Origin of the sequence: Actinoplanes sp. NPDC048796 (assembly GCF_040650035.1) — a bacterium.
GTDB lineage: Bacteria > Actinomycetota > Actinomycetes > Mycobacteriales > Micromonosporaceae > Actinoplanes.
Genome location: NZ_JBEZGO010000005.1, coordinates 376,657 through 401,353, shown reverse-complemented (window position 1 = coordinate 401,353; position 24,697 = coordinate 376,657). Strand labels below are relative to the sequence as shown.

Sequence of the window (24,697 nt, the reverse complement as noted above, 5' to 3'; positions counted from 1 at the left end):
GGGCGCCGGTGCGCCTAATCTGCATCGTCACTGCAAAAAGGGTTAGGATCCCCGGCATGGCGCGACTCCTGCTGGTCCGGCATGGTCAGGCATCGTTCGGGGCCGATGACTACGACGCTCTGTCCGAACTGGGCGACGAGCAGGCCCGGGTGCTCGGAAAGAACCTGGCCGACCGGGGGATCCGGCCGAGTCTGGTGCTGCGCGGGTCGCTGCGGCGCCATGAGCAGACCGTCGCCGGGCTGCTCGAAGGGCTGGGCGACGACGTGCCGGTCAGGGTCGACGACGGCTGGGACGAGTTCGACTTTCAGCGGGTCGTCGAGCTGCACGAGCCGGACTACCGGGCGCGCGCCGGGTCGGCGCGGGCGTTTCAGGAACTGTTCGAGGCGGCCACCGGGCGATGGTGTTCGGGGAAGTACGACGGGGAGTACGCCGAGTCGTTCACCGCGTTCCGGGAGCGGGTCGGCGGGGCGCTCGAGCGGGCGGCGAGGCTGCTGGGGGAGCATCGGGAGGTCGTCGCGGTCAGCTCCGGCGGGCCGATCGCCCTGACCGCGACCCGGCTGGTCGCCGGGCCCCACGCCGACGCCGTGATGTGGACCGCGCTGAACCGGGTGGTCGTCAACACCGGGGTCACCAAGCTGATCAGCGGCCGTAGTGGACTGTGGATGTCGACCTACAACGAGCACACGCACCTCGAAGCCGACCCGCGACTGCTCACCTACCGCTGATGACCCGCCGGCTGATCCGGCCCCGCCGCTGGGCGCCGCCGCGCCTCGCCGACGACGGGCCGACCGCGCGGCTCAGAGTGGCGCGGCTGCTGCCGACCGGTGGGCGCGGGCCCGAGGATGTCGTCTTCGACCGGGACGGGAATGTCGTCACCGGGCTGGCCGATGGGCGCGTCGTCCGGATCGACCCCGAGACCGGCGATCGGACGGTTCTCGCCGACACCGGCGGGCGGCCCCTCGGACTGCACCCGTGCGCCGACGGGGGCGTTCTCGTCTGCGACCACGACCGGGGCCTGCTGCGCGTGGAAGCGGACGGCACGGTGAGCCGGTTGGCCGAGGCGGCCTTCGCGAGCAACGTCGTGCAGGCGAGCGACGGCACGATCTGGTTCACCACCTCCACGACCGAGTGGACGCTCGACGAGCACCTGGGCGACGTCTTCGAGCATTCCGGTACGGGCCGGCTGCTGCGCCGCGATCCCGGCGGCGCCGTCACGACTGTGCTGGACGGGCTGAAGTTCGCCAACGGGCTCGTGCTCGCCCCGGACGAGTCGTACCTGCTCGTGGCCGAGACGGCCGGCTACCGCGTCCAGCGGCACTGGCGGGACGGGCGCACCGAGGTCCTGGTCGAGAACCTGCCCGGGTTTCCGGACAACATGTGGCTCGGCAGCGACGGGCTGCTCTGGGTGGCCATCGCCGCGCCGCGCAACGCGCTGCTCGACCGGCTGTTGCCGCGGCCCGGGTTCCTGCGCGTGCTCGTGTGGAACCTGCCCGAGGCCGTACGGCCGAAAGCGGCCCCGATCGCCTGGGCGATGGCGTTCACGCTCGACGGTGAGCGCGTGCACGACCTGCGGACCACCGACGGGTCGTACGGCTTCGTCACGTCGGCCGCCGAGCGGGACGGCCTCGTGGTTCTAGGCAGCCTGACCGCGTCCGACGTGGCCGTGCTGGGTATCAGCCATGCATGACGACCTATCGATCCCGGGGCTTCCTGCTGGTGTTTCCACTGATGATGGTGGCGACGGTCGCGCTGCCGGTGGCCGCGCTGTTCGTCGACACCGGGCCGTGGTGGGCTGAGGCCCTCTTCCTGCTGATCGCCATCCCGGTCGGCTGGTGGTACGTGGCGGTCCGGCTCGTCTACCGGATGGACCTGACCGGTGACGCGCTGGTCCTGCGGGCCGCCCTGGCCCGCTACCGGGTTCCGCTGGCCGACCTGGCCGAGATCGGCGGGCCCGAGCACACCAACACCAACCGCGTGGTCCGGCGCGACGGCCGGGTCTGGAGCGTGCTGGCCGGCGACGGCCTGGTCGCCTTCGCCGACCAGGTGGGCCGGGCCGCCCCGCACGTCCGGGTACGGATCAGTGACTGGCGCCGCCGCATGGAGGGGTAGCACGAACGGCAACTGCCCAATATCCTACCGGTTATATATGTGTTATAGGTCTCTAAGCGGGTCCATGCGCGGGAAAGCCTCCCTACGATCAGCGCCGTCCACATTGCGAGTCCCGCGAAGAAGGAACCGTGCTCGTCGATGATCCGCGCCGGCTGCTGGCCGACCGCTGGGCGGTGGCAGGTGGCGTCACCATCGTGGTGTTCCTGCTCATCGCCGTGTTCGCGCCGCTGCTGTCCGCCCTGGAGGGACAGGACCCCTACACGTACGACCTGAAGGCGCTCGCCGACAACGGGGCCCCGCTGGGCGCCGGCGGAGGCATCAGCGCCGAGCACTGGTTCGGCGTCGAGCCGATGACCGGGCGTGACCTGTTCGCCATCGTGGTGCACGGGGCGCGGACCTCGTTCCTGGTCGGCTTCGCCGCGACCGCGCTGTCGATGCTGATCGGCGTGCTGGCCGGCATCACCGCCGGGTACTTCGGCGGCTGGTACGACCGGGTGCTGAGCCGGATCATCGACGTGCTCTTCGGCTTCCCGTGGCTGGTCTTCGTCATCGCGATCGGGGCCATCGCCCCCGCCGGCTTCCCCAAGCAGTTGCTCATCATTCTGGTCATCGGCCTGTTCGGCTGGCCCGGCGTGGCCCGGGTCATCCGCGGCCAGACGATGGCGCTCAAGCAGCGCACCTTCGTCGTCGCCGCCACCGCCCTCGGCGCCGGTCCCGGCCACCTGCTGCGCCGGCAGTACCTGCCCAATCTGGTGTCGACCATCATCGTCTACACCACGATGACCATCCCCGGGATGATCGGTGCCGAGGCCGCCCTCTCGTTCCTCGGGGTCGGGGTGCCGCCGCCCACGCCGGCCTGGGGCCGCACCATCGGCGAGGCCCTGTCCTGGGTGCAGACCGACCCGATGTTCCTGGTCTTCCCGGGCGTGGCCCTGTTCCTGGTCACGCTCGCCTTCAACCTCTTCGGCGACGGCCTGCGCGACGCCCTCGACCCCCGGACGGCCAAGTGATGAAGTTCGTGACGACACGCCTGGTGGGCATGGTGGGCACGCTCGCGGTCATCAGTCTCTTGACGTACGCGGTCTTCTACCTGCTTCCCGCCGACCCGGCCCGCCTGTCCTGCGGCCGTCCCTGCACCCCGGACCGGCTGGCCGAGGCGAGCGCCTTCATGGGCTACGACAAACCGTGGTTCCAGCAATATCTGAACTTCCTGGGCGGCATCTTCACCGGGCGGCACTTCGGCTCGGGCCAGGCCGCCGTCGACTGCGCCGCGCCCTGTTTCGGCTACTCGTTCCGGCTCAACGAGCCGGTCACCCAGCTCATCGGGGACCGGGCGCCGGTCACCTTCTCCATCGCGATCGGCGCCGCCGTGCTCTGGCTGCTGCTCGGCGTCTCCGCCGGCGTGGCCGCCGCGGTCAAGCGGGGCACCCTGATCGACCGCTCGGCCATGGTCTTCTCCACCATCGGCGTCTCCGCGCCCAGCTACCTGGTCGGCCTGCTCGGCATCCTGCTGTTCGGCTTCACCCTCGACATGGTCCCGGTCGGCGGATATGTGCCGCTCACCGAGAGCCCGGTCGACTGGCTCTGGCATCTGGTGCTGCCCTGGTGCGTGCTCGCCCTGCTCTCGGCCGCGGTCTACGCCCGCCTCACCCGCGGGCAGATGATCGAGGTGCTGGGCGAGGACTACATCCGTACCGCCCGGGCCAAGGGTCTGCGAGAACGCCGGGTCATCGGGCGGCACGGGCTGCGCAACGTGCTCATCCCCGTGGTGACGGTCTTCGGGCTCGACCTCGGAACGTTGCTCGGCGGCGCCGTCATCACCGAGAAGGTGTTCAGCATGCAGGGGCTGGGCGCCCTGCTCATCGACGCGGTCGGCACCGTCGACCTGCCGGTGATCGTCGGCATGACGCTGTTCGCCGCGTTCCTCGTCATCTTCGCCAACTTCGTCGTCGACCTCGTCTACGGAGCTCTCGATCCGCGGGTCTCGCGGTAATGGAAAGGACAACCCCGGTGATACGAAAAACGGCCGCTGTGGCGCTGACCGCGCTCCTCACAGTGGCGGCCTGCGGTGCCAACTCGTCGGACAGGAAAGAGGCCACCGAGGGCACCCAGCAGGGTGGCAAGCTGAGCATCCTCAGCGCCGCCACCGACATCAACTTCGACCCGGCGAAGAGCCAGAACCTGGCCATCACCACGCTGGGCCTGGTGCTGCGCCGGCTCACCACCTGGGACGTGCAGCCCGGCCGGCCCGCCCAGGTCGTGCCCGATCTCGCCACCGACACCGGCAAGACCACCGACGGCGGCAAGACCTGGACGTACACGCTCAAGGACGGCCTGGCCTACGCCGACGGCTCGCCGATCACGACCAAGGACATCAAGTACGGCGTGGAGCGCTCCTTCGCGCCCGAGCTGTCCGGTGGCCTCGGCTACCACAAGGGCCTGCTGATCGGCGGCGACAAGTACAAGGGCCCGTACACCGGCGGTGAGCTGGCCTCGATCGAGACCCCGGACGACAAGACGATCGTCTTCAAGCTCGACGCCGCGTACGGCGACTGGCCCTGGATCGCCTCCATGCCGGCCTTCACGCCGGTGCCGAAGGCCCAGGACGACCCCAAGACGTACACCCAGAAGCCCGTCGCCTCCGGCCCGTATCAGGTCTCGGAGTACAAGCAGGGCAGCTCGGTCACCCTCACCCGCAACCCGAAGTGGGACGCCAAGACCGACACCGTGCGCACCGCCGGCCCGGACGAGGTCGTCTTCCAGCTCGGCCAGGACACCACGGTGGCCGCGCAGCGCCTGATCGCCGACGCCGGCGACGACAAGAACGCGTTCGGCGCGGGCTTCGTGCCGCCGGCCCAGCTGGCCCAGATCCAGTCGAACCCGTCGGCCAAACAGCGTCTGGTCACCTCCGACGCCGGCGCGCTGGCCTACCTGGCCCTCAACACCACCCGGGGCCCGCTCAAGGACGTCAAGGTCCGGCAGGCCATCGAGTACGCCGTGGACAAGAAGGCCTTCCAGGTCGCGTCGGGCGGCGCGACCGGCGGCGACATCGCCACCACGCTGATCACCCCGGGGATCGCCGGCCGTCAGGCGTACGACCTGTACCCGGCCGAGGCGTCCGGTGATGTGACCAAGGCCAAGCAGTTGCTCACCGAGGCCGGCCAGACCAACCTGGCCCTCACCCTGCTCTCGCCGAACGACTCGGACAACCTGGCCAAGGCGCAGGCCGTCCAGCAGGGCCTGCAGCGCGCCGGCATCAAGGTGACCATCAAGCCGGCCGACGAGACCACGGTGACCGACACGATCACCGGCGACAAGGGCGACTTCGACCTGACGATCAGCAGCTGGCAGCCGGACTTCCCGAGCGCCAACGGCAACATCCAGCCGCTGTTCCAGTCCAGCGAGATCGGCGGGGGCGGCTACAACCTGTCCCGCTACTCGCAGCCCGAGGCCGACAAGCTGATCGAGTCCGCGCTGGCCGAGACCGACCAGGCCAAGGCGCAGGCGCTGTGGGCGCAGGCCGACAAGCGGATCCTGCAGGACGCGCCGGTCGTGCCGCTGATCTACACGAAGAACTCGTTCCTGCACGGCTCGAACGTGCGGAACTTCTTCGTGGCCGCCTTCCCGGCCTACCCGAACTACCTGAAGGTCTCCCTGAACAAGTGACACTCCTCGAGATCCACGACCTCGACATCTCGTTCGGGGCCGTCGAGGCGACCTGCGGCGTGGCTTTCGAGCTGCGCCGCGGGCAGGTCCTCGCGCTCGTCGGCGAGTCCGGCTCCGGCAAGAGCGTCAGCGCGATGTCGATCCTCGGCCTGCTGCCCGGCACCGCCACGGTGAAGGGCAGCATCACGCTCGAGGGTGAGCAGCTGGTCGGCGCCTCGGCGCCGCGCCTGCGCGAGCTGCGCGGCGGGAAGATCGGCACGGTCTTCCAGGAGCCGATGACGGCGTTCAACCCGGTCTTCACCATCCGCGATCAGATCGCCGAGGCCCTGCGCACCCACAAGCGCGTCGCCACCAAGCAGAAGGTCCACGAGCTGCTGGAGACGGTCGGGCTCGACGATCCGGCCCGGATCGCGCGCTCGTACCCGCATCAGCTCTCCGGCGGGCAGCTCCAGCGGGCGATGATCGCCATGGCCGTCAGCTGCGACCCGGTGCTGCTCATCGCCGACGAGCCGACCACCGCGCTCGACGTGACAGCGCAGGCCGGCATCCTCGACCTGCTGCGCGACCTGCGCGAACGGCTCGGCATGGCGATCCTGCTCATCACCCACGACATGGGCGTGGTGGCCGGCCTGGCCGACGACGTCGTGGTCCTCAACAGGGGACGGGTCGTGGAGCAGGCGCCGGTGGGGCAACTGTTCGCGGCGCCCGCCGACGCGTACACCCGGGCGCTGCTCGACGCCGTACCCAAGCTCGGCGCCTCGTCACCGCCCGTACTCACCGCAAGCGGGACCGAAGCGCTCAGCCTGACCGACCTCGTCGTCGAATACTCCGGGCGGTTCCGCGCGGTCGACGGTGTCTCGCTCAGCGTCGGCGCCGGGGAGATCCTCGGCCTGGTCGGCGAGTCCGGCTCCGGCAAGTCGACCATCGGGCGGGCCGTGGCCGGCCTGGTCCCGGTCACCTCGGGCGTCGCGCTGGTCAGCGGCCGGGACATCGGCCGGGCGGCCCGGCATCCGTGGCGGCACGGGGCGGAGCTGCGCCGGATCCGGGCCGGCATCGGCATCGTCTTCCAGGATCCGGCGTCGTCTCTCAACCCGCGCGTCACCATCGCCGACAGCATCGCCGAGCCCCTGGTCCTGCACCGCGACCTCGACGCCGCCGCGCGCCGGCGCCGGGTCGACGAGCTTCTCGAGGCGGTCCAGCTCTCGGTGGGCCTGCGCGACCGCTATCCGTACGAGATGTCGGGCGGGCAACGGCAGCGGGTGGCCCTGGCCCGGGCCCTCGCGCTGAACCCGGCCCTGCTCATCGCCGACGAGCCGACCAGCGCCCTCGACGTGTCGGTGCAGGCCCGCGTTCTCGAGCTGCTGCGCTCGCTGCAGGCCGACTTCGGCTTCGCCTGCCTGTTCATCAGCCACGACCTGGCCGTGGTGGAGCAGCTGGCCCACCGGGTCGCCGTCATGCGGCGCGGCGAGGTCGTCGAGCACGGCGCCACCGCCGACGTGCTGGGCGCGCCCCAGCACCCGTACACGCAAAGTCTGATCGCTGCCGTTCCGGTCCTCTCCTGAGAATCGCAACAGTGCGGTCATGCCCGGTGAAGTGCGGACACAGGTGTCCGGGGCCTGCGGCACCGGCCGAATCGGGGAGTCGCACGGATCGCGGCCACCTGGTCAGCGTGACGGTCGGCGGCTCGGCCGTTGGTAGGCTCGCGATCGTGGTCATGCCGGAGCGCCAGTCCCCGTTGCCGCCGTTCATCATTCTCGTGTACGAGCGGGATGTGCCGGCCAACGCAGGGGCGGCCTCGCCCACCGTTCTCGAAGCACACATGTGGCTGCCGCAGAAGATCGGCGAGACGGGCGGCCGAATCGTTGCGGGGCATGCGGCACTGCCCCCCTCCGCGGGCGTATCGATCCGCGACAATGAGGTGACCGGCGGATCATTGATGGCCGGCGAGGCGACGTTCGCCGGCTACTTGATCGTGGAGGCGTCCGACTTCGACCATGCAGTGTGGATCGGGCGCATGATTCCAGTCAGTGACGGTTGGGTCGAGATCCGGCCCCTCGTCGGAGCATGAACGGCGCTTTCTTCGACAGATCCCCCTGACGGCCATGATTCTGGTTGCCAGCCCGGCCGCTCAGCGCTTCGGCTACGAGCGCGCCGGCTCGACCGTGGTCGAGCTCGGCTCGTCACGTGGTCATGCCGGCCCAGCCCTCGGGCGTCGCCGACGTCATGCCGTCACCGCTGGAACGCCCACTGGACGGTGACGGTCGCGGACAGCCGCTGCCGTCCCGGCTCGATGACGAACCGGGCGCCCGACGCGGCCATGCTGTCCTGCGCCATCGGGCCGCCGCCCCAGCTCGGGGCCGACTCGCTCACCCGCACGACCCGGCCGAGCTGGCGGCCCGCGGCCGTGGCGTAGAGCTCGGCCTTCCCGCGGGCGTCGGCGAACGCCTGGCGGCGCGCCTCGGCGAGCAGGGCGGTGTCGTCCTCGATGGAGAAGGACACGCCGTTCAGCCGGGCCGCGTCGCCGCCGGCGGCGATGGCGCTGGACATGAGCGCCCCCGCCTTCGGCAGGTCCCGCACCTTCGCGGTCAGGCCCTGATTGACGGTGTAACCGGTGACCTCCTGCTTGTCGTTCGTCCGGGAGCTGACGGTGGCGTTCGAGGTCTGGAGGTCCGCCTGGGCGAGACCCGCGCGGACGAGCGCGTCCCGCATCCGGGTGGCCGCCGCTCCGGCGCTGTCGAGGGCCGCGCCCACCGTGGGCGCGCTGCTCTGCACCCCGAACTCGGCGGTGAGCAGGCCGGGCTCGCCGTACGCGGCGCCGGCGCCGGTGACGGTCACGCTCTCCCGTTCGGCGGCGGCCGCGGGCCGCCCAGCAGCAGGGACGCCATCACAACAAGGGTGGAGACTGCGAAACGATTCATACCCAGGGGAACGAGTCAAGATCGTCTTTGGACGCTGACGCGCCCGCGTCTTTCAATTCCACGAAGAGGCAGTGCGTCGCGGTGGCTCCGGTGTTCTCGCCGAAGTGCTCCTGCGCGTCCAGCCATCGCGCCTGGCCGGCGGTGAGTTCGACATCGGCCGTACGGTCACCGGCGCTGATCCGCCGCTGGAAGTCGCTCAGCGTCACCATCACGCTGTCCGGATGCCGATGCGGGTGGGTGCGGTCGCCGGGCTGGTCGCGGTACTCCATCACCCGCACCCGCTCGTTCTCGAAGACCACTTGGTACAGGCCCGGGTCGGTCACGGTCGGATCGTCGTGGCTCATCGCTGCCTCCCGCCGTTATATGGGACTGGAGTCCCATGTAGGCTCACCGTACGCTGAACCCGTGCGGATGCCCTACGAGTCCACCGGCCGAACCGGCCAGAAGTCGCGCACCCGACAGAGCCTCGTCACCGCCACCCGCGCCCTGCTCGAAGCCGGGCTCACCCCGAAAGTGGAGGACGCCGCCGCCCACGCCGGCATCTCCCGCACCACCGCCTACCGGTACTTCCCCAACCAGCGCAGCCTGCTCTCGGCCGCCCATCTGTGGCCCGGCACCCTGCTGCCGCCCGATCCGCCGACCGACACCGGGGAGCGTCTGGACGCGGTCGTCCGGGCGTTCACGGCGTACAACTTCACCTGGGAACCTCAGCTGCGCACCTCGCTGCGCCTGTCCCTGGAATCGGCGGCCGGACAGCCGCCGCTCCGGCAGGGCCGAGCCATCGGCTGGATCGCCGAGGCGCTGGCGCCGCTGCGCGACACCCATCCGCACGTCGACGTCCACCGGCTCGCGGTCGCGATCCGCTCTGCCACCGGCATCGAAACCCTGGTCTGGCTGACCGACATCGCCGGATACACCCACGCCCAGGCCGCCGGCACCGTGCTGGACACGGCCCGCGCCCTGCTCGCCGCGGCGACCAGGGTCCACGAGTGAGCACTTCGCCGGTGGTACGGATCGCCCCGCTGTCATGCGGCCGGCCGGAATTCGAGGCAGGCTAATCATGGGCCGAGCGCCGAAGACGGGCGCCCCACGACAGCGAGGACTGCGATGACCCGGACCGACGATGACGTCGCCCTCGACGCGGCGCTGGATCCCCTCGTGCTCGCTCTGGACATCGGCTCGACGGCCACCCGCGGCGGCGTGCACGACGCGTCCGGCCGGCGCGTGCACGGCCTTCAGCACAAGGTGCCGCACGCCTTCACGGTGGCGCCCGACGGCACCTCGGTCATCGACCCCGGCCAGGTGACCACCGAGGTCGAGCAGGTCCTCGACGCCGTGACCGGTGACCCCGGCCTGGGCACGCGGATCGCCGGCGTCGCCATGGACACCTTCGCCGCCTCCCTGATCGCCGTCGACGCGGCCGGGCGCCCGCTGACCCCCTGCCTCACGTACGCCGACTCGCGCAGCGCGGCCGACGTCGCCGCCCTGCGGCAGGAGCTCGACGAGCACGCGGTTCAGCAGCGCACCGGCACCCGCCTGCACACCAGCTACCACGCCCCGCGCCTGCGCTGGCTCGCGAAACAGCAGCCGGACGTGGTCGCCGCGGCCGCGTCCTGGTGGTCGCTGGGCGAGTACGTGTGGGCCCGGCTCATCGGCCGCCCGCTGGCCGGCACGTCCACCGTGGCCTGGACCGGTCTGCTCGACCGCCACACCGGCGAGCTCGACCCGGAGCTGCTGGCCGCCGCGGGCGTCCGCGCCGAGCAGTTCACTCCGCCCACCGACGTCCCCGAGCCGGCGTCGTCGCGCTGGCCCGCCCTGGCCCGGGCCGCCTGGTTCCCGGTCATCACCGACGGCTTCGCCAGCAACATCGGGTCCGGGGCGACCGACGCCACGGTGCTCACCGCCGCCACCGCCACCAGCGGCGCCCTGCGGGTCCTGCTCGACGGCCCGGCCGACCCGCTGCCCTTCGGCCTGTGGAACTACCGGGTCGACGCCCGCCGCACCCTGCTCGGCGGCGCCGTCAACGACGTCGGCCGGGCCATCAGCTGGGCCCAGGCCACGCTGCTCCTGTCACCGGAGACCGACCTTTCCGCGCCGCCGGCCGACGCCACCCCGCTGGTCCTGCCCTACCTGACGGGCGAGCGCGCCCCCGGCTGGGCCGGCGGTGCCCGTGCGGTCTTCACCGGTGTCTCGGCCGCCACCGGACCGGACGCTCTGTTCCGCGGCGTCATCGAGGGCATTGCCATGACGTACGCCCGGGTGGCCGGCGAACTGCACCCGGCCGCCCCCGGCGTTCTCGAGGTGGCGGCGGCCGGCCGGGTGAGCAACGACCAGCCCGACTGGCTCCAGGTCCTGGCCGACGTGCTGGCCCGCCCGGTCACCCATGTCACCCGCCGCCGGGCCACCCAGCGCGGCACGGCCCTGCTGGCCCTGGACACGCTGGCCCCGGATGTTCCCCGGGCCCCGCGAGCGGTCGGCGCCACGTACGAACCGAAGCCCGCCCACGCCGACTACTACGCGGCCCGCCGCGCCCAATTCGCCCGCGTGTACGACGCTACCGTGTCCCCGTGACGAACATCGTCGATGCGGTGGCGGAGTGGCAGCACACCGGCGGGCCGGTCCAGCTCCATCCCGGTGACCTCGGGTGGGCCTGGCGCTTCGGCCCGCCCGCCGTCCGGACGTGGACCGACGGCGGCCGCGTCCTGGCCGCCGGCCTCGCCGATCACGGCGACGACCTGATCCGGATGGGCATCGCCCCGGCCGTCGCCGACGACACGGCGTTCGCCGCCCGGCTCCTGGCCGACCTGTCGGATCCGGCCCAGGGCACACCACCCGCGACCGTGGAGGCCCGCTTCGGACCCGCCTTCCGCGCCCTTCTCGAGCGCCGCGGCTGGACGGCCGACGAGCCGTGGACCCCGCTGTCGCGCGACCTGACCGAGCCGGTCGAGGACTGCGGGCTCCGGATCGAGGTGGTCGGGCCCGGCCACGTCGAGGACCGGGTCGCGGTGCAGCGGGCGTCCTTCCCGAACTCGACGTTCACGGTGGAGCGCTGGCACACGATGGCGGCCGCCCCGCCGTACCGCCAAGCCCGGTGTCTGGTCGCCTACGACACCGAGGGCACTCCGGTAGCCACGGTGACGGTGTGGTCGGCCGGAGAGGGCCGTCCCGGCCTGATCGAGCCGTTGGGCGTCCACCGCGACCATCGCGGCCACGGGTACGGCCGGGCCATCACGGTGGCCGCGGCCGTCGCGTTGCGGGAGATGGGATCGTCCACCGCCACGGTCTGCACCCCGAGCGCCAACGTCGGCGCCGTCGCCGCGTACGCGTCGGCCGGTCTGGAAAAACACCCGGCCGTCACCGATTTCCGCCGCCCGGCCGGTCCGGCGGTGTGAACGCCGGACCGGCCGGACGAGCCGGTCAGCGCCGGTGGAGCAGGTCGTGGGTGTGGCTGATCTGGGCCCACGACTTCGGGGCGGCCGGTGCCGTGCGGGCCAGGGTGGTGGCTACGACCGGCTTGGCTGGGGCGTAGAGCCAGGCCTGGAACAGGGCGTCCAGGTCCTGGCCGGAGATCTTCTCGGCCAGGGCGGTGAACTGCTCGGTGGTGGCGTTGCCGTAGCGGTGCTCGGCGGCCCATGTCCGGAGGATCGCGAAGAAGTCGTCGTCGCCGACGGCCAGCCGCAGCTGGTGCAGGGTCATCGCGCCGCGGTCGTAGACGGCGTCGCCGAACAGTTCGGCCACGCCCGGGTCGGCCGGGGCGGTGGTCCAGATCGAGGCGCCGGCGGGGTAGGTGGCGTACAGGTAGTCGAAGATCTCCTGTGCCGTGCCCTCGCCGTTACGCTCCGACCACAGCCATTCGGCGTAGCTGGCGAAGCCCTCGTTGAGCCAGATGTGCCGCCAGTCGGCGACCGACACCGAGTCGCCGAACCACTGGTGGGCGTTCTCGTGGACGATCACCGAGGTGTTGGCGCCGCGGGTGAAGAAGGACGACGCGTAGTTGGGGCGGGTCTGGTTCTCCAGCGCGCAGCAGAGCGTTCCGGGCGGGGCGACGACGCCGCCGCGCGCCTCGAACGGGTACGGGCCGAACACGGTGGTCTCCCAGTCGGTGATCTCGGCTGTGCGCTCGACGCTGGACTGCGCCGCCTCCCGCAGTTCCTGGCTCAGGAGCTGCGAGTACGCGTTGTAGACGGGCTGCCCGCTCGCGGTCGTGTCGGTCGTGACGTCGTACTGACCAATCGTCATGAAGGTCAGATAGGTGGCCTGTGGTTTGAGGGAGCGCCAGCTCCAGCGGGTGTAGCCGAGCGTCTCGCGCACCGGCGGGCGCGGCATGACGCCGTTGCTGACGGCCTCGACGCCCGTGGGCACCGACACCGACACGTCGAAGGTGGCCTTGTCGGTCGGATGGTCGTTGCTCGGGTACCACCACCAGGCGATCTCCGGCTCGCCGATGGCCATGGCGCCGTCCGGCGTACGGATCCAGGCCGTGAAGTTGGCGGCGACCTTGCTGGAGGGCACGCCCGAGTACTGCACCACGATCGTCATGGCGCCGTCGTCGCTGACCGGCCGGGCCGGCGTGACGACGAGCTCGTGGTCGCCCTGCCGGGCGAACGTGGCCGGGCGGTTGTTCACCAGCACCGAGGACACGTCGAGCACGAAGTCGAGGTTGAAGCGGCTGAGGTCCTGGGTCGCGGTGGCCAGGATCGTGGTGGTGCCGGTGAGCCGGTCGGTGGCCGGCGTGTACCGCAGGCGGATGTCGTAGTGGGACACGTCGTACCCGCTGTTGCCGTAGTCCGGGAAGTAGCTGTCGCCCACCCCGGGGCCACCGGGCGCGGGCGCGGCCTGCGCCGCGACCGCCGTTCCGGCGAGGGTCAACGCGGTGGCGGCCAGTGCCACGAGCAGTCGTCGCACGGGACTTTCCTTCCGTCGATGGACAGGTCCCGCCCAATCTATCGACGACGGTCAATCGCGATCTGGACCTTGACCCTGGGGCAGGCCCCAAGGTGGCGCCATGGACCTCTTCATCGATCGCCGGCCCCTGCGGATCCCCGCCTTCCGCCGGCTCTGGGTGGCCTCGGCGGTCACGGCCGTGGGCGGCTCGTTCAGTCTGATCGCGGTGCCGACGCAGTTGTTCACGGCGACCGGGTCGTCGGCCGTGGTCGGGGTGTCGGCGGCGGTGTCACTGGTGACGCTTGTCGTGTCGGCGCTGTGGTCGGGGGCGCTGGCCGACGCGATCGACCGCCGCCGGCTTCTGCTGGCGGGCAACGGTGGTCTGGGGCTGGCCTATCTGGGCCTGTGGCTGAACGCGGTGCTCGGCCTCGACTCGATCCCGCTGACGCTGGCTCTGGTCGCGGTGCAGGGGCTCAGCCTCGGCGTCACCCTGACCACGACGGGGGCCGCGGTGCCTCGGGTGGTGCCACCCGGGCAGCTCGTGGCGGCCAACAGCCTCAGTTCCCTGACCAGGTACGGCGGAGCCGTCGCGGGTCCGTTGCTGGCCGGCCTCCTGATCCCGGTCGTCGGGCTCGGGACGCTCTACCTGCTCGACGCGCTCGCGCTCGGCCTCGTGCTGTGGGCGGTCGCCCGGCTCCCGGTGATGCCGCCGCCGGAAGCGGGCGTGACGGGCACGCTGCGGCGGCTCGGCGACGGCTTCCGCTATCTCGCCGGGCATCGGACGCTGGTGGCCATCCTGGCCGTTGATCTGGCCGCGATGGTCTTCGGCCTGCCGTTCGCGCTGCTTCCGGAGCTGGCCGAGCGCACGTACGGCGGCCCGGCCGGCGGCGGCCGCGAACTCGGCCTCCTGTTCGCCGCGTATCCGGCCGGGGTGCTCGTCGCGGGGCTGCTGTCGGGGACGTTCAGCCGGGCCCGGCGGCACGGAGCGCTGATGGCCTCGGCCGCGATGGCCTGGGGCGGCTGCGTGGTGCTGCTCGGGCTGGCCCCGAACCTGGCCGTCGCGGTGCCCGTGCTGGTGCTGGGCGGCGCGGTCAACTTCGTGCTCAGCACCTTCCGCAACGCGATCTCGCAGGCGTACACCGATGACGCTCTCCGCGGCCGGATCCAGGGCTCGCTCACCGTCGTCCTGATGGGCGGTCCCCAGCTGGCCACCATGCTGCACGGTTTCGGTGGCGCTGTCCTCGGCGCACGCCCGGCGGTCGTCGCGGGCGGGGCACTCACCGTACTGGCGGTTGCGGCTCTGGTGCCGGCGCTACCCGAGCTGTGGCGCTACGAGCCGTGAGCAGCGCGACCGCGAGGCCCATCAGGACGACCGGGAGCGCGTACGCGGCCCAGTGCGCCACCGTCATCAGCGCCGCCGCGCCCGCCGCGCCCGCCACCAGGGACGCCAGCTGCAGCAGCACCGGCCCGGCTTTCCGCAGGTCGCCGGTGAGCGCGGTGGCCAGGGCTCCGGTCATGTACGTGGTGGAGGCCCGCAACCGCAGCCCGACCACGCTCTGGCCGCCCATCGCGGCCGCCACCACCGCCAGCAGGGCCCGCCTCACACCGGCCCCGGGATCGGTCAGCAGCTCGCCCGCGACCACGGCGAGCAGCGCCAGCTCGGCCAGCAGCGGAACGATCACCGTGCGGGGCAGAAAACGCCAGATCAACACCCCGATGCCGTACGCCGTGACGGCGATCGCCACCGGGATGATCCGGGCCGCGTCGGCCGCGCCGAGGCCGTACCCCAGCGTCACCAGGTTCCCGGTGATGATGCTGGCGAACGCCCCGCCCAGCACGGTCAGCGCCAGCAGATCGACCGATCCCGCGGTGGCCGCCAGCAGCGCGATCCCGGCCCGTTCTCTCATGGGCCGAGTCAATACCCCGCCGCGGCGCCCACAGGCGGAAACGTGAGCCACGAGTCAGGGCCACCCGGACGGCTGACACCGCTGACCGAGTGACCGCTTCCGTACGGCGCGTAGTCGATCTATGTTGCTGGATATTTGTCGTCATCGAAGGGAGTTCACCGTGCGAAGACGCCTCATCGGCGCGGCCGCCGTCGCCGTACTGCTGGGAAGTTTCGCTCTCTCCGCCCCGGCCCAGGCCGGGGGCGGCAGCATAAAGGACCTGCCCCGCGCGGTCACCCTGGCCGGCGTGCTGCGGCACCTCGTGGCGTTCCAGGCGATCGCCGACCGCAACAACGACACCCGCGCCTCGGGCACGCCCGGGTTCGACCGCAGCGCCGACTACGTGGCCACGCTGATGAAGCTCGCCGGCTACAAGGTCACCCGCCAGCCGTTCGAGTTCAACTACTGCACCGACGACGCGTCCACCTTCACGCAGAACGCGCCCACCGCCACCACCTATGTGGACCAGGAGGACTACGACGTCCTGGACTGCTCCGGCGGCGGCACGGCGACCGGCTCGGTGGTGAACGTCGACCTGCAGCCGACCACCCCGAACACCAGCACGTCCGGGTGTGAGGCGGCCGACTTCGTGGGTGTGGCCGGCCACATCGCGCTCGTGCAGCGCGGCGGCTGCCCGTTCGGCCAGAAGGCGGCGAACGCGGAGGCGGCCGGCGCGACCGGCGTCATCATCATGAACCAGGGCGACTCGACCGCACCGGACCGCCAGGACCTGTTCGCCGGCACGCTCGGTGACCCGGTCGGCATCCCCGCCATCTCGATCTCGTTCCCGCTCGGCGTCGCCCTGGCCGGCACCACCGGCCTGAACGTCACCATCACGGTCGAGGCCGAGGCCGAGGTCCGCGGCACCACGAACGTCATCGCCGAGTCCCGCTGGGGTGACCCGAACGAGGTCGTCATGTCCGGCGCCCACCTCGACTCGGTGCCCGAGGGCCCCGGCATCAACGACAACGGGACCGGCAGCGCCGGCATCCTCGAGACGGCGTTGCAGGCGGCGAAGTACAAGACCAAGAACAAGCTCCGCTTCGCCTGGTGGGGCGCCGAGGAGGCCAACCTGGTCGGCTCGACGTACTACGTGAACAACCTGCCGGCCGCCGAGCAGGCGAAGATCGCGCTCTACCTGAACTTCGACATGATCGGCTCGCCGAACTACACCTTCGGGGTGTACGACGGCGACGACTCGGCCGCGGCCGGCGCCGGCCCCGGCCCGGCCGGCTCGGCCGAGATCGAGGCCGTCTTCCAGAAGTTCTTCGCCAAGCGCGGCGAGGCGACCGCGGCCGCCGACTTCACCGGCCGCTCCGACTACGGTCCGTTCATCGCCACCGGCATCCCCGCCGGCGGCCTGTTCACCGGGGCCGAGGTCGAGAAGACCGAGGCCGACGTGGCCCTGTGGGGCGGGGTGGCCGGCGCCGCCTACGACCCGTGCTACCACCAGGCCTGCGACAGCTTCACCCCGGAGAAGGACGGCGCCGACGCCGCCCTGTACAAGCAGCTCCGCAAGAAGTACCACCTGATCGGCAACATCAACGCCTACGCCCTGGACGTCAACGCCGACGGTGTGGCCACCGCCGTGGCCACGTTCGCCCAGGACACCTCGGCGATCCCGCCCCGCCCGGCCACCACGCCGGCGGCCCGGTCGGCCGCGCCGGCCGGCGGTACCCCGCTGAGCTGAGTGCGCCCTGCCGGTCAGGTGTTCTCGCCTGACCGGCAGGTCACTCGCCCGCGTGGGCGGGCGGGCTGACCGGTTCGACGTGGTCGTACGGCGGGTTCAGGGGCGCGTCGCCCGGCATGTTCGCGAAGTGCTCGTTGAGGTGCGCGTACGGGTTGCGCCGGGGGTCACGGGCGGCGCGGGCCAGACGGCGTTCCTGGCGCCGCAGCACCACGGCGAACCGCAGGGCCGGCCACAACCGCAGCCGGCGCGACGAGTCGAGGGCCGCCAGCACCTCGGCCAGAGTCTCCCGGTCCCGCCCGGAAACGCAGGTCAACACGATGATCAGGGGAACTACGGCCGACATGATCTCGCTGATGAGGAACAGGAACACCAGCAGAGCGACGATCCCGGCCAGCACGGTCATGGTCATCAACGTTCTCCTGTCCGTACGAGGAGGAGAGGCGACCCTTCAGTTATCTGTTTGTGACTCTTACCCATGAATATCCATGGCTATGCAACGCATGGCAAGCGTGACCCGGAAACATGAATAGGTTCCCTCACGTCGTCTACAGTGTTACGCATGAGGTCTATGCACCCGCCTGTATAGAAGTTGACTACTGTCGTACAATCCCGAAGTGACAAATCAACCTTTAACGGTCGTTCAGAGCGCTGACCGCAACGACGCGGCACCGCAGCTGAAGCTCATCAAGCAGCTCTGCACGGGGGGCAGTTGCCCCACCGTCTACCTGACCGACCGCGACACCTACGTCGTTCAGGGATACACGGTTCCCGCCGAGACCGCCGGGCTCGACGTGCCGGCCGGTGAGCAGCTGGTGGAGATTCCCGCCGCGCTGCTCGCCGAAGCGCTCAAGGCGGTCAGCTGACCACGACGCGCATCGAGGGGAGGCGAGTCACGTGAGCGACGGCGACTCGCCCGACCAGCCCGTCGGCGCGCTCCTGGCCCGCTGGCGCAAGCAGAAGAAGATCTCCGGCCAGACCCTCGGCGAGCTGGTCGGCATGAGCCAGGCGAAGATCAGCCGCCTCGAGAACGGCGTCTCCAGCCCCGACCCGCAGGACGTCCGCCGCATCGCCGAGGCCCTGGCGCTGCCCCCCGGCGAGGTCGACCGCCTGGTCGCCGCGGCCGACCGCCCCAGCGACCGTTTCGTCGACTGGCACTCCACCGAGCCCGGCCTGCCCGAGCGCCAACAGTTCCTGCGCCAGCTCGAAGTCTCCACCCGCGAGATCCGCACCTTCCAGCCCGCCGTGGTGGTCGGCCTGTTGCAGACCAGCGAATATGCGCGCGCGCTGCTCACGGGTTACCGGGGCGAACAGGACGACGACGACACCGCCGCCTCCCCACTGGCCGTGTCCGAGGCCGTGGCGGCCCGCATCCAGCGAGGCCAGGTGTTGTACGAGCCGGGCCGCAAGTTCTCGTTCCTGATGACCGAGGCCGCCCTGGGCAACCAGGTGTGCGGCCCCGCCGACATGCTCGCCCAGATAGGCCGGCTGCGCGAGGTCTCCACCCTGTCCAACGTCGACGTCCGCATCATTCCGCAGGACGCCAACCTGCCCCTCCCGCCGGCACACGGCTTCGAACTGATGGGCGACAAGGTCGTCTTCGTGGACCTCTTCAACACCAGCCTGCTGTCCCGAGACCGCCGCACGGTCCGCCACTACCAGCAGGTCTTCGACACCCTGGACTCGGTGGCAACCTCCGAGATCAGCATCCTCCTGGACAAGTACCAGTCCCGCTACGTCCGAATGCTCCCCGGCTCCGGGGCATGACCTCCCAGCGATCCGTGTAGATCAGCCGTTCCCGGACAGTCTCAGGCCTGCTTGCTTCAAAAGCCGGAATTGGGCGAGCGCAACGGCTGCGAGGCATGCCGGTGCTCCGAATGTGACCGCGTACACCAATGAGGTCAGATCGGCTGCCGCATACTCGCCGTTCGCGGCCTTCCCTACGTATGAAGCGGTTTGTGCCACCGCGTAGCCAGCCTGCAGGCCCCTGGCCGACCGGCCACTTGAGAAAAATCCATTGAACATAGACCACAATGACGGATACGGCGGTGAGGGCAAGCGAAGCGATAATCATGCCGGCCATCACGATCAAAGGCGAGAAGAATCCCCTGTCCGGGCGCCATCTAAGGGTCCGCCTCTGGGCGTACAGCAGGATTAACATGCCGGCAACAGTGGCGCCCATGGCGATCGAAAAGTTGATCAGAGGTGAGACGATGACCTTGTCGTGAAACCATTCTCGGCTCAGTCCTCCGAAGCCGGCAATCACGCCGAATACATAGATGGACCAGAAAACCGTGACGACCTGCACGACCCGCGCTACTGCGTCAAATCTCTTGGGGAATGGTGGCTCGACACCGTCCTTCCTCGCCTGAAGCAGGAGTCGCGCCGTTCATGGTGGCGTAAGCGGGCAACTTGTACCGGCGGATGATGCGATCTTGAGCCGCAACCGCGGCGGGCGAAAGTGCATCTGACGTCCCACCTTGCCGCCGACTGCCCATGTAGGCCTCTGCGGTCGGGCCGCCAATGGCAATGCCCTGCACGCCGCTCGGGCGGCAGCCAGTGGTTCGCTTGCTGCTGCCCGAGCTGCTCCACACCGCCCGGTTACAAGACCATGTCAGCGGGCGTTACAACACCGCCGGCGTTGCGGCGATGGCTGCGTATTTGCGGTCGGGGCGGTCGGGGACCTCGTGCCGGACGCGTTGGAGTTCGGTGAAACCGGCCTCGGCCAGGCGGGTGGAGAAGACGTCGGCGGGCCAGCGGTAGGCCGTGCACACCTTGTGGTCGAAGGGGGCCACCCCGTCGTCGCTGTCGAAGAAGCCGATCACCAGGCGGCCGGACGGGGTCAGCAGGCGGTGGAACTCGGTGAGGGCGCCGGTCAGGTCTGACGGCTGCAGGTGAATGGTCGAGTACCAGGAGAGGATGCCGGCCGCCGATTGGTCGGGCAGCGGTAGGCCCGTCATCGATCCGAGCTGGAACCTCGGGCCGGGGAAGTTCGCCCGGGCGTAGTCGATGAACTCGGGGACCAGGTCGACGCCGGTCACGTCGGCGCCGAGGGCGTGCAGGTAGGCGCTGCGATGGCCGGGGCCGCATCCCAGGTCGAGCACCGGGCCGTCCAGGCCGGCCAGGTGTTCTCCGATGAGGCCCGTGTCGTCCACCTCGGCCTGCCAGTCGCCGTCGAACAAGGCTATGTATTGATCCGACATTTGTGAGTAAGCGCTGCGCACGCCCGTCTGGCTTGTCACCGCGTCACTGTAGAGGGGCCGGTTGCGGAGTTGTTACCGGTTGGTGTCCGTCCGTACCTTGGAGTCATGACGACCCATGAGGATCGCGTCACCAGCACCGGGGCGCCCGCGGTCACCAGTCGCCCGCCCCTCGAAGTTCTCGCCGGTCAGTGCACCGGCGGCACCTGCCCGACCGTCTACCGGAAAGACCTCCACAACGTCGTGGTGCAGGGGTACGCGCTCACCGGGGACGCCGCCGGCGTCGCGCTGCCGGACGGCGAGCACCTGGTCGAGATTCCCGTCGACGTGCTGCTCGCCGCCGCCGACAAGATCCGTGGTCAGAGCTGATCAGCGGGCCAGGCAGGCGACCGCGAAGACGGCGGCCACCACCCCGCACAGGTGAACGGCGTGCAGCCGTTCGCGCAGAACCACCCGATTGAGCAGCAGCGTGACCGCGGGATACAGGGATGCCACCACCGCCGTTGGCGCCAGGGCGGACGCCGCCGCCACGATGAACGCCGCGTCGGCGCCGACGTCGGCCGCGCCGACCAGGAAGATCCTGGGCCGGAACAGGGCGGTGCGGCCATGGCCGAGGATGACCGCCAGGGCGACGGCGGCGACGCCCGCGCTGATCCGGGCGACGGCCACCGCCCAGAACTCGTCCGCCTCGCCCGCCTCGTGCAGCAGGACGAAGAAGGCGCCGAAGCCGAGCGCGGCGCCGAGGGCGCACAGCACCGAGGGCCAGCGGGTCCGGCCACCCGCCAGGCCCGGCACCGGCCAGCTCGCCATCGTGGCGCCGGCCAGGCCCACGACGACGCCCACGCCGACGAACGCACCGACCTGTTGCCCGTGCAGCAGGCCCCAGCCGACCGGCACCAGGGCGGCGACCGCGGCCACCGGCGCCACCACGGCCGGGGAGCCGTCCCGCATCGCGCGGTAGAGCAGGCCCATCGCCGGCAGGCCGACCAGGCCGGCCGCCGCGGCCAGCCAGAGCCGGCCGTCCCAGGTGGCGGGCAGTCCGCGGACGATCGCGGCCGGCAGGACGAGCAGCATGGCGGCGATCTGCGATCCGATGAGGATCGTCAGGATCGGTATCCGCCTGGTCAGCACGCCGGCCAGGAAGTCCGACACGCCCCAGCCGAGGGCGGCCACGACCGCTGTCGTCATCACCCAGGCCATGGGCGTCGCATCCATGCGGCCGATCCTGCCGACCGCCGGGCCCCGGGTCAGTCGCCCGCAGGCGGGGGCCCGAGCGGGCTAATCCGTACGCGGGAAGGACCTGTTGTTGACCTTTAGTCCGGCTTCTGGTCATGTGTCGGTCCCCTGGGGAAAGGACGGCGACAGCATGCTTCGTTGTTGATCGATTCCCCTCGAGAAAGAACACGAATGCGCATCCGGTATCTGGCCTTGGCGCTGGCGCCGATCCTCTCGACGGCGGCGCTGGCCACGCCCGCGGCCGCCCACCGGGAGCTGGCGCCGTTCGACGCGGTGAACCAGTTCATCGGCACCGAGATGGACACGACGCAGAACAAGAGCAACGACGCGTACGGCAACACGTTCCCCGGCGCGGCCGTGCCGTTCGGCATGGTGCAGCCCAGCCCGACCACCTACAAGGCCGGCAACGCGCTGGTGGGCGAGAAGGGCGGATACGAATACACCGCTAGCCTCATCCGCGGCTTCGGCATGACCCGCTATTCGGGTACGGGGTGCACGGGCCGCTACGGCGGCTACGAATTCCCGACCATTCCGTACGCCGGTGAGCTCACCGGCGGCGTACTCCCGGCCAACCCGTCGGCCGACGTCAAGCCGTACTACCTGGGCTTCAGCCACGCCAATGAGGTTTCCCAGCCGGGCTATTACAAAGTCGCTCTGGACAACGGCGTCACGACGGAATTGACGGCCAGTGCCCGTACGGCCGTAAGCCGTTTCTCCTTCTCCGGCCACGCGACGCTGATCCTCGACGTGTCCGGGCAGAACAACCGCTCGTTCGGCAGCGAGGTCACCATCGACTCGGCCACCCGGACGGTCAGCGGCTGGATGTACGGCACCGATGTGTGCGACGTGGGCAACCTCTACAAGGCCTACTTCTCCACCACGTACGACAAACCCTTCGCCTCGTACGGCACCTGGAACGACGGCGAGATGACCGCCGGATCGGCCCACGCGATCAAGAGCACCACCGACACCGGCGCCGACTACCGCCACGACACGGGCGCGTGGATCACCTTCGCCGACGGCGCCAAGGTCACCGCCAAGACCGGCTTCAGCTATGTCAGCGTCGCCAACGCGGCCGCGAACCGGGACAAGGAGGCAGGCAGAGAGCGATTCGATTCCGTACGCCGTCAGGCCGCATCCCAATGGAAGCGGGCGCTCGGCACGATCAACGTCGGCGGCGGGACCGACGCGCAACGGACGTCCTTCTACACCGCGCTCTACCACTCGCTGCTGCACCCGAACGTGCGCGACGACGTCAACGGCCAGTACCTCGGTTACGACAACCAGGTGCATGTGGTGGCCAAGGGCCGGCACTTCTACCAGAACCTGAACTTCGCCGGCTCGGGCTGGGACATGTACCGTGGCCAGGCCCAGCTCATCGCGCTCACCTTCCCGAAGGTCGCCTCCGACATGGCCCAGTCGATCGTCGACATGGTGAAGCAGAAAGGCTCCTGGGCGCCGGGCGCGGCCCGCATGCAGGGCGACAACTACCAGGTCATCCTGGCCACGCTGGACGACATGGGCATCACCGGATACGACCGGAAGGCCGCCCTGGCCTCGATGGTCGCCACCCAGAAGCTGCCCGCGGTGGCCAGCAGCCGCTCGGAGGCGTACCAGTACTTCGCGACCGGCCTGATCGAGAACCGCAAGGGCGACTTCGCCACCTCGCGCGTCCTCGAGTACTCGATCGACGACTTCGCGATCGCGCGGCTGGCTCATGCAGAGGGCGATCTTGCGAACTACAAGTTCTTCATGGCCCGCGCCCAGAACTGGATGAACGTCTTCGATCCGGTCACCCAGCACATCCGTCCGCGTGAGCGCACCGGCTTCGACCGCAACTTCGATCTTCGGGTACGCGAGGACGGCGCCGGCCGCGGCCAGTTCAACCAGTCGACCGGTTACCAGTACGGCTGGCTCGTCCCACAGAACATGTCGACGCTGATCGCCCGGCGGGGCGGCGTGGCCGCGGCCACCGCCCAGCTCGACACTCTGATGGCTCAGCTCGACGCCGGCGCGTACACCCAGACCGGCAACTACCTGTCGAACCAGCCGGCCTTCGGCACCCCGTGGGTCTACAACTGGCTCCAGGCTCCGGCCGAGGCCACCGACGTGCTCTACCGGGCCGTCGCCGAGATGTACGACACGACGCCGTCGGGGCTGCCCGGCAACGACGACCAGGGTTCGCTGAGCGCCTGGTACGTCTTCGCCAACCTGGGCGTCTACCCGGCCGTCTACGGCACCGGCGATCTGCTGATCAGCGCTCCGATGTTCCCGAGCATGAGGATCGACCCGGTGGATGGTCGTCGCGGCATCCGGATCACCGCTCCGGGCGTACAGAATGGCAAGAAGTATGTGTCGTCGCTGAAGGTCAATGGCCGTAACAGGACCGCGAACTGGCTCGACGCCCGCACGGCCGGCCGCCTCGACTTCACGATGGCGGCGACGCCAGGCACGTGGGGCACCGGGGCCGCGGACGTGCCGCCGTCCTACACCGACGGCGCCGACGCCCGCAACAACATCGGCACCACCCCGAACGGCCAGGGCAACCTGGGCTCGATGGACCTGAGCGACTGGTCCTTCTCCCGCGAGAGCCTGGCCGCGGCCGGCGCCACCCCTGGCGCCTCCCTGCCGCTGGGGCAGACCGGCATCGCCTTCACCTGGCCCACCGCCGCGCCGGGCACGCCCGACAACTGGATCCCGCACGGCCAGCGCGTCGAGGTGAAGAACGCGAAGGCGGGCTCGGTCTCGTTCCTGGGCCTGGCCACCAACGGCCCGTCCACGGGCATGGCCATCGTGGTTTACACCGACAAGAGCACCCAGCCGGTCCCGGTCACGTTCGCCGACTGGGCCTCGGCCGACCCGACCGCCCTGATCACCCTGACCGGCCGTAACAATGCCAACGGCACGACCGGCGACGGCACCTTCCGCGTCTTCGCTACCGCGCCCGCCGCCCTCGACCGCACGAAGACGGTCGACGCGGTGATCCTTCCCAGCTCCACCGACAAGGGGATCATGCACATCTTCGACGTCGCGGTGTCCTGACCCACCCGC

23 protein-coding genes and 2 pseudogenes are annotated in these 24,697 nt (G+C 70.5%); 18 read left to right on the top strand and 7 right to left on the bottom strand.

The window, feature by feature from the left end; all coding sequences use genetic code 11:
* Positions 1 to 56 precede the first annotated feature (56 nt).
* The 8 genes from AB0C26_RS23535 (at position 57) to AB0C26_RS23500 (ending at position 7,843) form a co-directional block, all read left to right on the top strand.
* Complete coding sequence (locus AB0C26_RS23535) at positions 57 to 725, top strand: histidine phosphatase family protein (RefSeq protein ID WP_360251136.1); 669 nt, start codon at positions 57 to 59, stop codon at positions 723 to 725.
* On the top strand, positions 725 to 1,687 hold the full coding sequence (locus AB0C26_RS23530; RefSeq protein WP_360251133.1) for an SMP-30/gluconolactonase/LRE family protein: 963 nt from the start codon (positions 725 to 727) through the stop codon (positions 1,685 to 1,687). The genes AB0C26_RS23535 and AB0C26_RS23530 overlap by 1 nt, the downstream gene beginning before the upstream one ends.
* On the top strand, positions 1,684 to 2,109 hold the full coding sequence (locus tag AB0C26_RS23525; protein ID WP_360251130.1) for a hypothetical protein: 426 nt from the start codon (positions 1,684 to 1,686) through the stop codon (positions 2,107 to 2,109). The genes AB0C26_RS23530 and AB0C26_RS23525 overlap by 4 nt, the downstream gene beginning before the upstream one ends.
* A gap of 128 nt (positions 2,110 to 2,237) precedes the next feature.
* The gene (locus tag AB0C26_RS23520) at positions 2,238 to 3,119 is read left to right on the top strand and encodes an ABC transporter permease (protein WP_360251127.1); all 882 of its coding nucleotides are present in this window, start codon (positions 2,238 to 2,240) and stop codon (positions 3,117 to 3,119) included.
* On the top strand, positions 3,119 to 4,102 hold the full coding sequence (locus tag AB0C26_RS23515; RefSeq protein WP_360251653.1) for an ABC transporter permease: 984 nt from the start codon (positions 3,119 to 3,121) through the stop codon (positions 4,100 to 4,102). Before AB0C26_RS23520 ends, AB0C26_RS23515 begins: the two co-directional genes overlap by 1 nt.
* Positions 4,103 to 4,119: 17 nt before the next feature.
* The gene (locus tag AB0C26_RS23510) at positions 4,120 to 5,775 is read left to right on the top strand and encodes an ABC transporter substrate-binding protein (RefSeq protein ID WP_360251124.1); all 1,656 of its coding nucleotides are present in this window, start codon (positions 4,120 to 4,122) and stop codon (positions 5,773 to 5,775) included.
* Positions 5,772 to 7,337, top strand: coding sequence for an ABC transporter ATP-binding protein (locus AB0C26_RS23505; RefSeq protein WP_360251121.1), 1,566 nt, complete (start codon positions 5,772 to 5,774; stop codon positions 7,335 to 7,337). Before AB0C26_RS23510 ends, AB0C26_RS23505 begins: the two co-directional genes overlap by 4 nt.
* Before the next feature lie 146 nt (positions 7,338 to 7,483).
* Positions 7,484 to 7,843: a hypothetical protein gene (locus tag AB0C26_RS23500; protein WP_360251118.1), complete on the top strand. Its 360-nt coding sequence runs from the start codon at positions 7,484 to 7,486 to the stop codon at positions 7,841 to 7,843.
* Between the two features lie 161 nt (positions 7,844 to 8,004).
* Here the strand turns inward: AB0C26_RS23500 and AB0C26_RS23495 are convergent, their stop codons facing one another.
* Both AB0C26_RS23495 and AB0C26_RS23490 read right to left on the bottom strand, forming a co-directional pair.
* Positions 8,005 to 8,610 carry an SIMPL domain-containing protein gene (locus AB0C26_RS23495; RefSeq protein ID WP_360251115.1) on the bottom strand — a complete coding sequence of 202 codons (606 nt, stop codon included), beginning with the start codon at positions 8,608 to 8,610 and terminating at the stop codon, positions 8,005 to 8,007.
* A gap of 79 nt (positions 8,611 to 8,689) precedes the next feature.
* Positions 8,690 to 9,037 (bottom strand): cytoplasmic protein, encoded by a 348-nt coding sequence (locus AB0C26_RS23490; protein ID WP_360251113.1) that lies wholly within the window; start codon positions 9,035 to 9,037, stop codon positions 8,690 to 8,692.
* Positions 9,038 to 9,104: 67 nt separating this feature from the next.
* Here AB0C26_RS23490 and AB0C26_RS23485 point away from each other — a divergent pair, with 67 nt between their 5' ends.
* From AB0C26_RS23485 to AB0C26_RS23475, 3 genes are all read left to right on the top strand, one after another.
* The gene (locus AB0C26_RS23485; RefSeq protein ID WP_360251650.1) at positions 9,105 to 9,686 is read left to right on the top strand and encodes a TetR/AcrR family transcriptional regulator; all 582 of its coding nucleotides are present in this window, start codon (positions 9,105 to 9,107) and stop codon (positions 9,684 to 9,686) included.
* 114 nt (positions 9,687 to 9,800) lie between these two features.
* Entirely contained in the window at positions 9,801 to 11,264 is a 1,464-nt protein-coding gene (locus AB0C26_RS23480) for a gluconokinase (RefSeq protein ID WP_360251110.1), read from the top strand.
* The gene (locus AB0C26_RS23475) at positions 11,261 to 12,085 is read left to right on the top strand and encodes a GNAT family N-acetyltransferase (protein WP_360251107.1); all 825 of its coding nucleotides are present in this window, start codon (positions 11,261 to 11,263) and stop codon (positions 12,083 to 12,085) included. The genes AB0C26_RS23480 and AB0C26_RS23475 overlap by 4 nt, the downstream gene beginning before the upstream one ends.
* A gap of 25 nt (positions 12,086 to 12,110) precedes the next feature.
* Here AB0C26_RS23475 and AB0C26_RS23470 read toward each other — a convergent pair whose 3' ends face one another.
* Positions 12,111 to 13,598 (bottom strand): M1 family metallopeptidase, encoded by a 1,488-nt coding sequence (locus AB0C26_RS23470; RefSeq protein ID WP_360251104.1) that lies wholly within the window; start codon positions 13,596 to 13,598, stop codon positions 12,111 to 12,113.
* Between the two features lie 100 nt (positions 13,599 to 13,698).
* Between AB0C26_RS23470 and AB0C26_RS23465 the strand changes: the two genes are divergently transcribed.
* Positions 13,699 to 14,919 carry an MFS transporter gene (locus AB0C26_RS23465; RefSeq protein WP_360251101.1) on the top strand — a complete coding sequence of 407 codons (1,221 nt, stop codon included), beginning with the start codon at positions 13,699 to 13,701 and terminating at the stop codon, positions 14,917 to 14,919.
* Here the strand turns inward: AB0C26_RS23465 and AB0C26_RS23460 are convergent.
* Positions 14,855 to 15,484, bottom strand: a complete 630-nt coding sequence (locus AB0C26_RS23460) for a DUF1275 family protein (protein ID WP_360251098.1) — start codon at positions 15,482 to 15,484, stop codon at positions 14,855 to 14,857. The two genes, AB0C26_RS23465 and AB0C26_RS23460, sit on opposite strands and share 65 nt — an antisense overlap.
* Before the next feature lie 121 nt (positions 15,485 to 15,605).
* Here AB0C26_RS23460 and AB0C26_RS23455 point away from each other — a divergent pair.
* Positions 15,606 to 16,313: pseudogene (locus AB0C26_RS23455) on the top strand (PA domain-containing protein); the annotation flags it as partial.
* Between the two features lie 81 nt (positions 16,314 to 16,394).
* Positions 16,395 to 17,105: pseudogene (locus tag AB0C26_RS23450) on the top strand (M28 family peptidase); the annotation flags it as partial.
* Positions 17,106 to 17,253: 148 nt separating this feature from the next.
* Here AB0C26_RS23450 and AB0C26_RS23445 read toward each other — a convergent pair.
* Positions 17,254 to 17,622, bottom strand: coding sequence for a hypothetical protein (locus AB0C26_RS23445; RefSeq protein WP_360251095.1), 369 nt, complete (start codon positions 17,620 to 17,622; stop codon positions 17,254 to 17,256).
* Positions 17,623 to 17,827: 205 nt separating this feature from the next.
* Between AB0C26_RS23445 and AB0C26_RS23440 the strand changes: the two genes are divergently transcribed.
* Positions 17,828 to 18,076 (top strand): hypothetical protein, encoded by a 249-nt coding sequence (locus tag AB0C26_RS23440; protein ID WP_360251092.1) that lies wholly within the window; start codon positions 17,828 to 17,830, stop codon positions 18,074 to 18,076.
* A gap of 31 nt (positions 18,077 to 18,107) precedes the next feature.
* Positions 18,108 to 18,977: a helix-turn-helix transcriptional regulator gene (locus AB0C26_RS23435; RefSeq protein ID WP_360251089.1), complete on the top strand. Its 870-nt coding sequence runs from the start codon at positions 18,108 to 18,110 to the stop codon at positions 18,975 to 18,977.
* Positions 18,978 to 19,834: 857 nt separating this feature from the next.
* Here the strand turns inward: AB0C26_RS23435 and AB0C26_RS23430 are convergent.
* Positions 19,835 to 20,452 (bottom strand): class I SAM-dependent methyltransferase, encoded by a 618-nt coding sequence (locus tag AB0C26_RS23430; protein ID WP_360251086.1) that lies wholly within the window; start codon positions 20,450 to 20,452, stop codon positions 19,835 to 19,837.
* Positions 20,453 to 20,518: 66 nt separating this feature from the next.
* Between AB0C26_RS23430 and AB0C26_RS23425 the strand changes: the two genes are divergently transcribed.
* Positions 20,519 to 20,779 carry a hypothetical protein gene (locus tag AB0C26_RS23425; protein WP_360251083.1) on the top strand — a complete coding sequence of 87 codons (261 nt, stop codon included), beginning with the start codon at positions 20,519 to 20,521 and terminating at the stop codon, positions 20,777 to 20,779.
* On the opposite strand, the gene AB0C26_RS23420 is transcribed toward AB0C26_RS23425, so the two are convergent.
* Positions 20,780 to 21,625: an EamA family transporter gene (locus AB0C26_RS23420; RefSeq protein ID WP_360251080.1), complete on the bottom strand. Its 846-nt coding sequence runs from the start codon at positions 21,623 to 21,625 to the stop codon at positions 20,780 to 20,782.
* 192 nt (positions 21,626 to 21,817) lie between these two features.
* On the opposite strand from AB0C26_RS23420, the gene AB0C26_RS23415 reads away from it, so the two are divergent.
* A complete protein-coding gene (locus AB0C26_RS23415) occupies positions 21,818 to 24,688 on the top strand; it encodes a GH92 family glycosyl hydrolase (protein ID WP_360251077.1) in 2,871 nt (956 codons plus the stop codon).
* Positions 24,689 to 24,697: the final 9 nt, after the last annotated feature.

Excerpts from the sequence above, each read along its gene's own strand:
- AB0C26_RS23425 (WP_360251083.1), top strand. The coding sequence starts at position 20,519 with ATGACGACCCATGAGGATCGCGTCACCAGCACCGGGGCGCCCGCGGTC.
- AB0C26_RS23420 (WP_360251080.1), bottom strand. The coding sequence starts at position 21,625 with ATGGATGCGACGCCCATGGCCTGGGTGATGACGACAGCGGTCGTGGCC.
- AB0C26_RS23485 (WP_360251650.1), top strand. The coding sequence starts at position 9,105 with ATGCCCTACGAGTCCACCGGCCGAACCGGCCAGAAGTCGCGCACCCGA.
- AB0C26_RS23460 (WP_360251098.1), bottom strand. The coding sequence starts at position 15,484 with ATGAGAGAACGGGCCGGGATCGCGCTGCTGGCGGCCACCGCGGGATCG.
- AB0C26_RS23530 (WP_360251133.1), top strand. The coding sequence starts at position 725 with ATGACCCGCCGGCTGATCCGGCCCCGCCGCTGGGCGCCGCCGCGCCTC.
- AB0C26_RS23515 (WP_360251653.1), top strand. The coding sequence starts at position 3,119 with ATGAAGTTCGTGACGACACGCCTGGTGGGCATGGTGGGCACGCTCGCG.
- AB0C26_RS23465 (WP_360251101.1), top strand. The coding sequence starts at position 13,699 with ATGGACCTCTTCATCGATCGCCGGCCCCTGCGGATCCCCGCCTTCCGC.
- AB0C26_RS23480 (WP_360251110.1), top strand. The coding sequence starts at position 9,801 with ATGACCCGGACCGACGATGACGTCGCCCTCGACGCGGCGCTGGATCCC.
- AB0C26_RS23525 (WP_360251130.1), top strand. The coding sequence starts at position 1,684 with ATGACGACCTATCGATCCCGGGGCTTCCTGCTGGTGTTTCCACTGATG.
- AB0C26_RS23490 (WP_360251113.1), bottom strand. The coding sequence starts at position 9,037 with ATGAGCCACGACGATCCGACCGTGACCGACCCGGGCCTGTACCAAGTG.
- AB0C26_RS23445 (WP_360251095.1), bottom strand. The coding sequence starts at position 17,622 with ATGACCATGACCGTGCTGGCCGGGATCGTCGCTCTGCTGGTGTTCCTG.
- AB0C26_RS23535 (WP_360251136.1), top strand. The coding sequence starts at position 57 with ATGGCGCGACTCCTGCTGGTCCGGCATGGTCAGGCATCGTTCGGGGCC.
- AB0C26_RS23415 (WP_360251077.1), top strand. The coding sequence starts at position 21,818 with ATGCGCATCCGGTATCTGGCCTTGGCGCTGGCGCCGATCCTCTCGACG.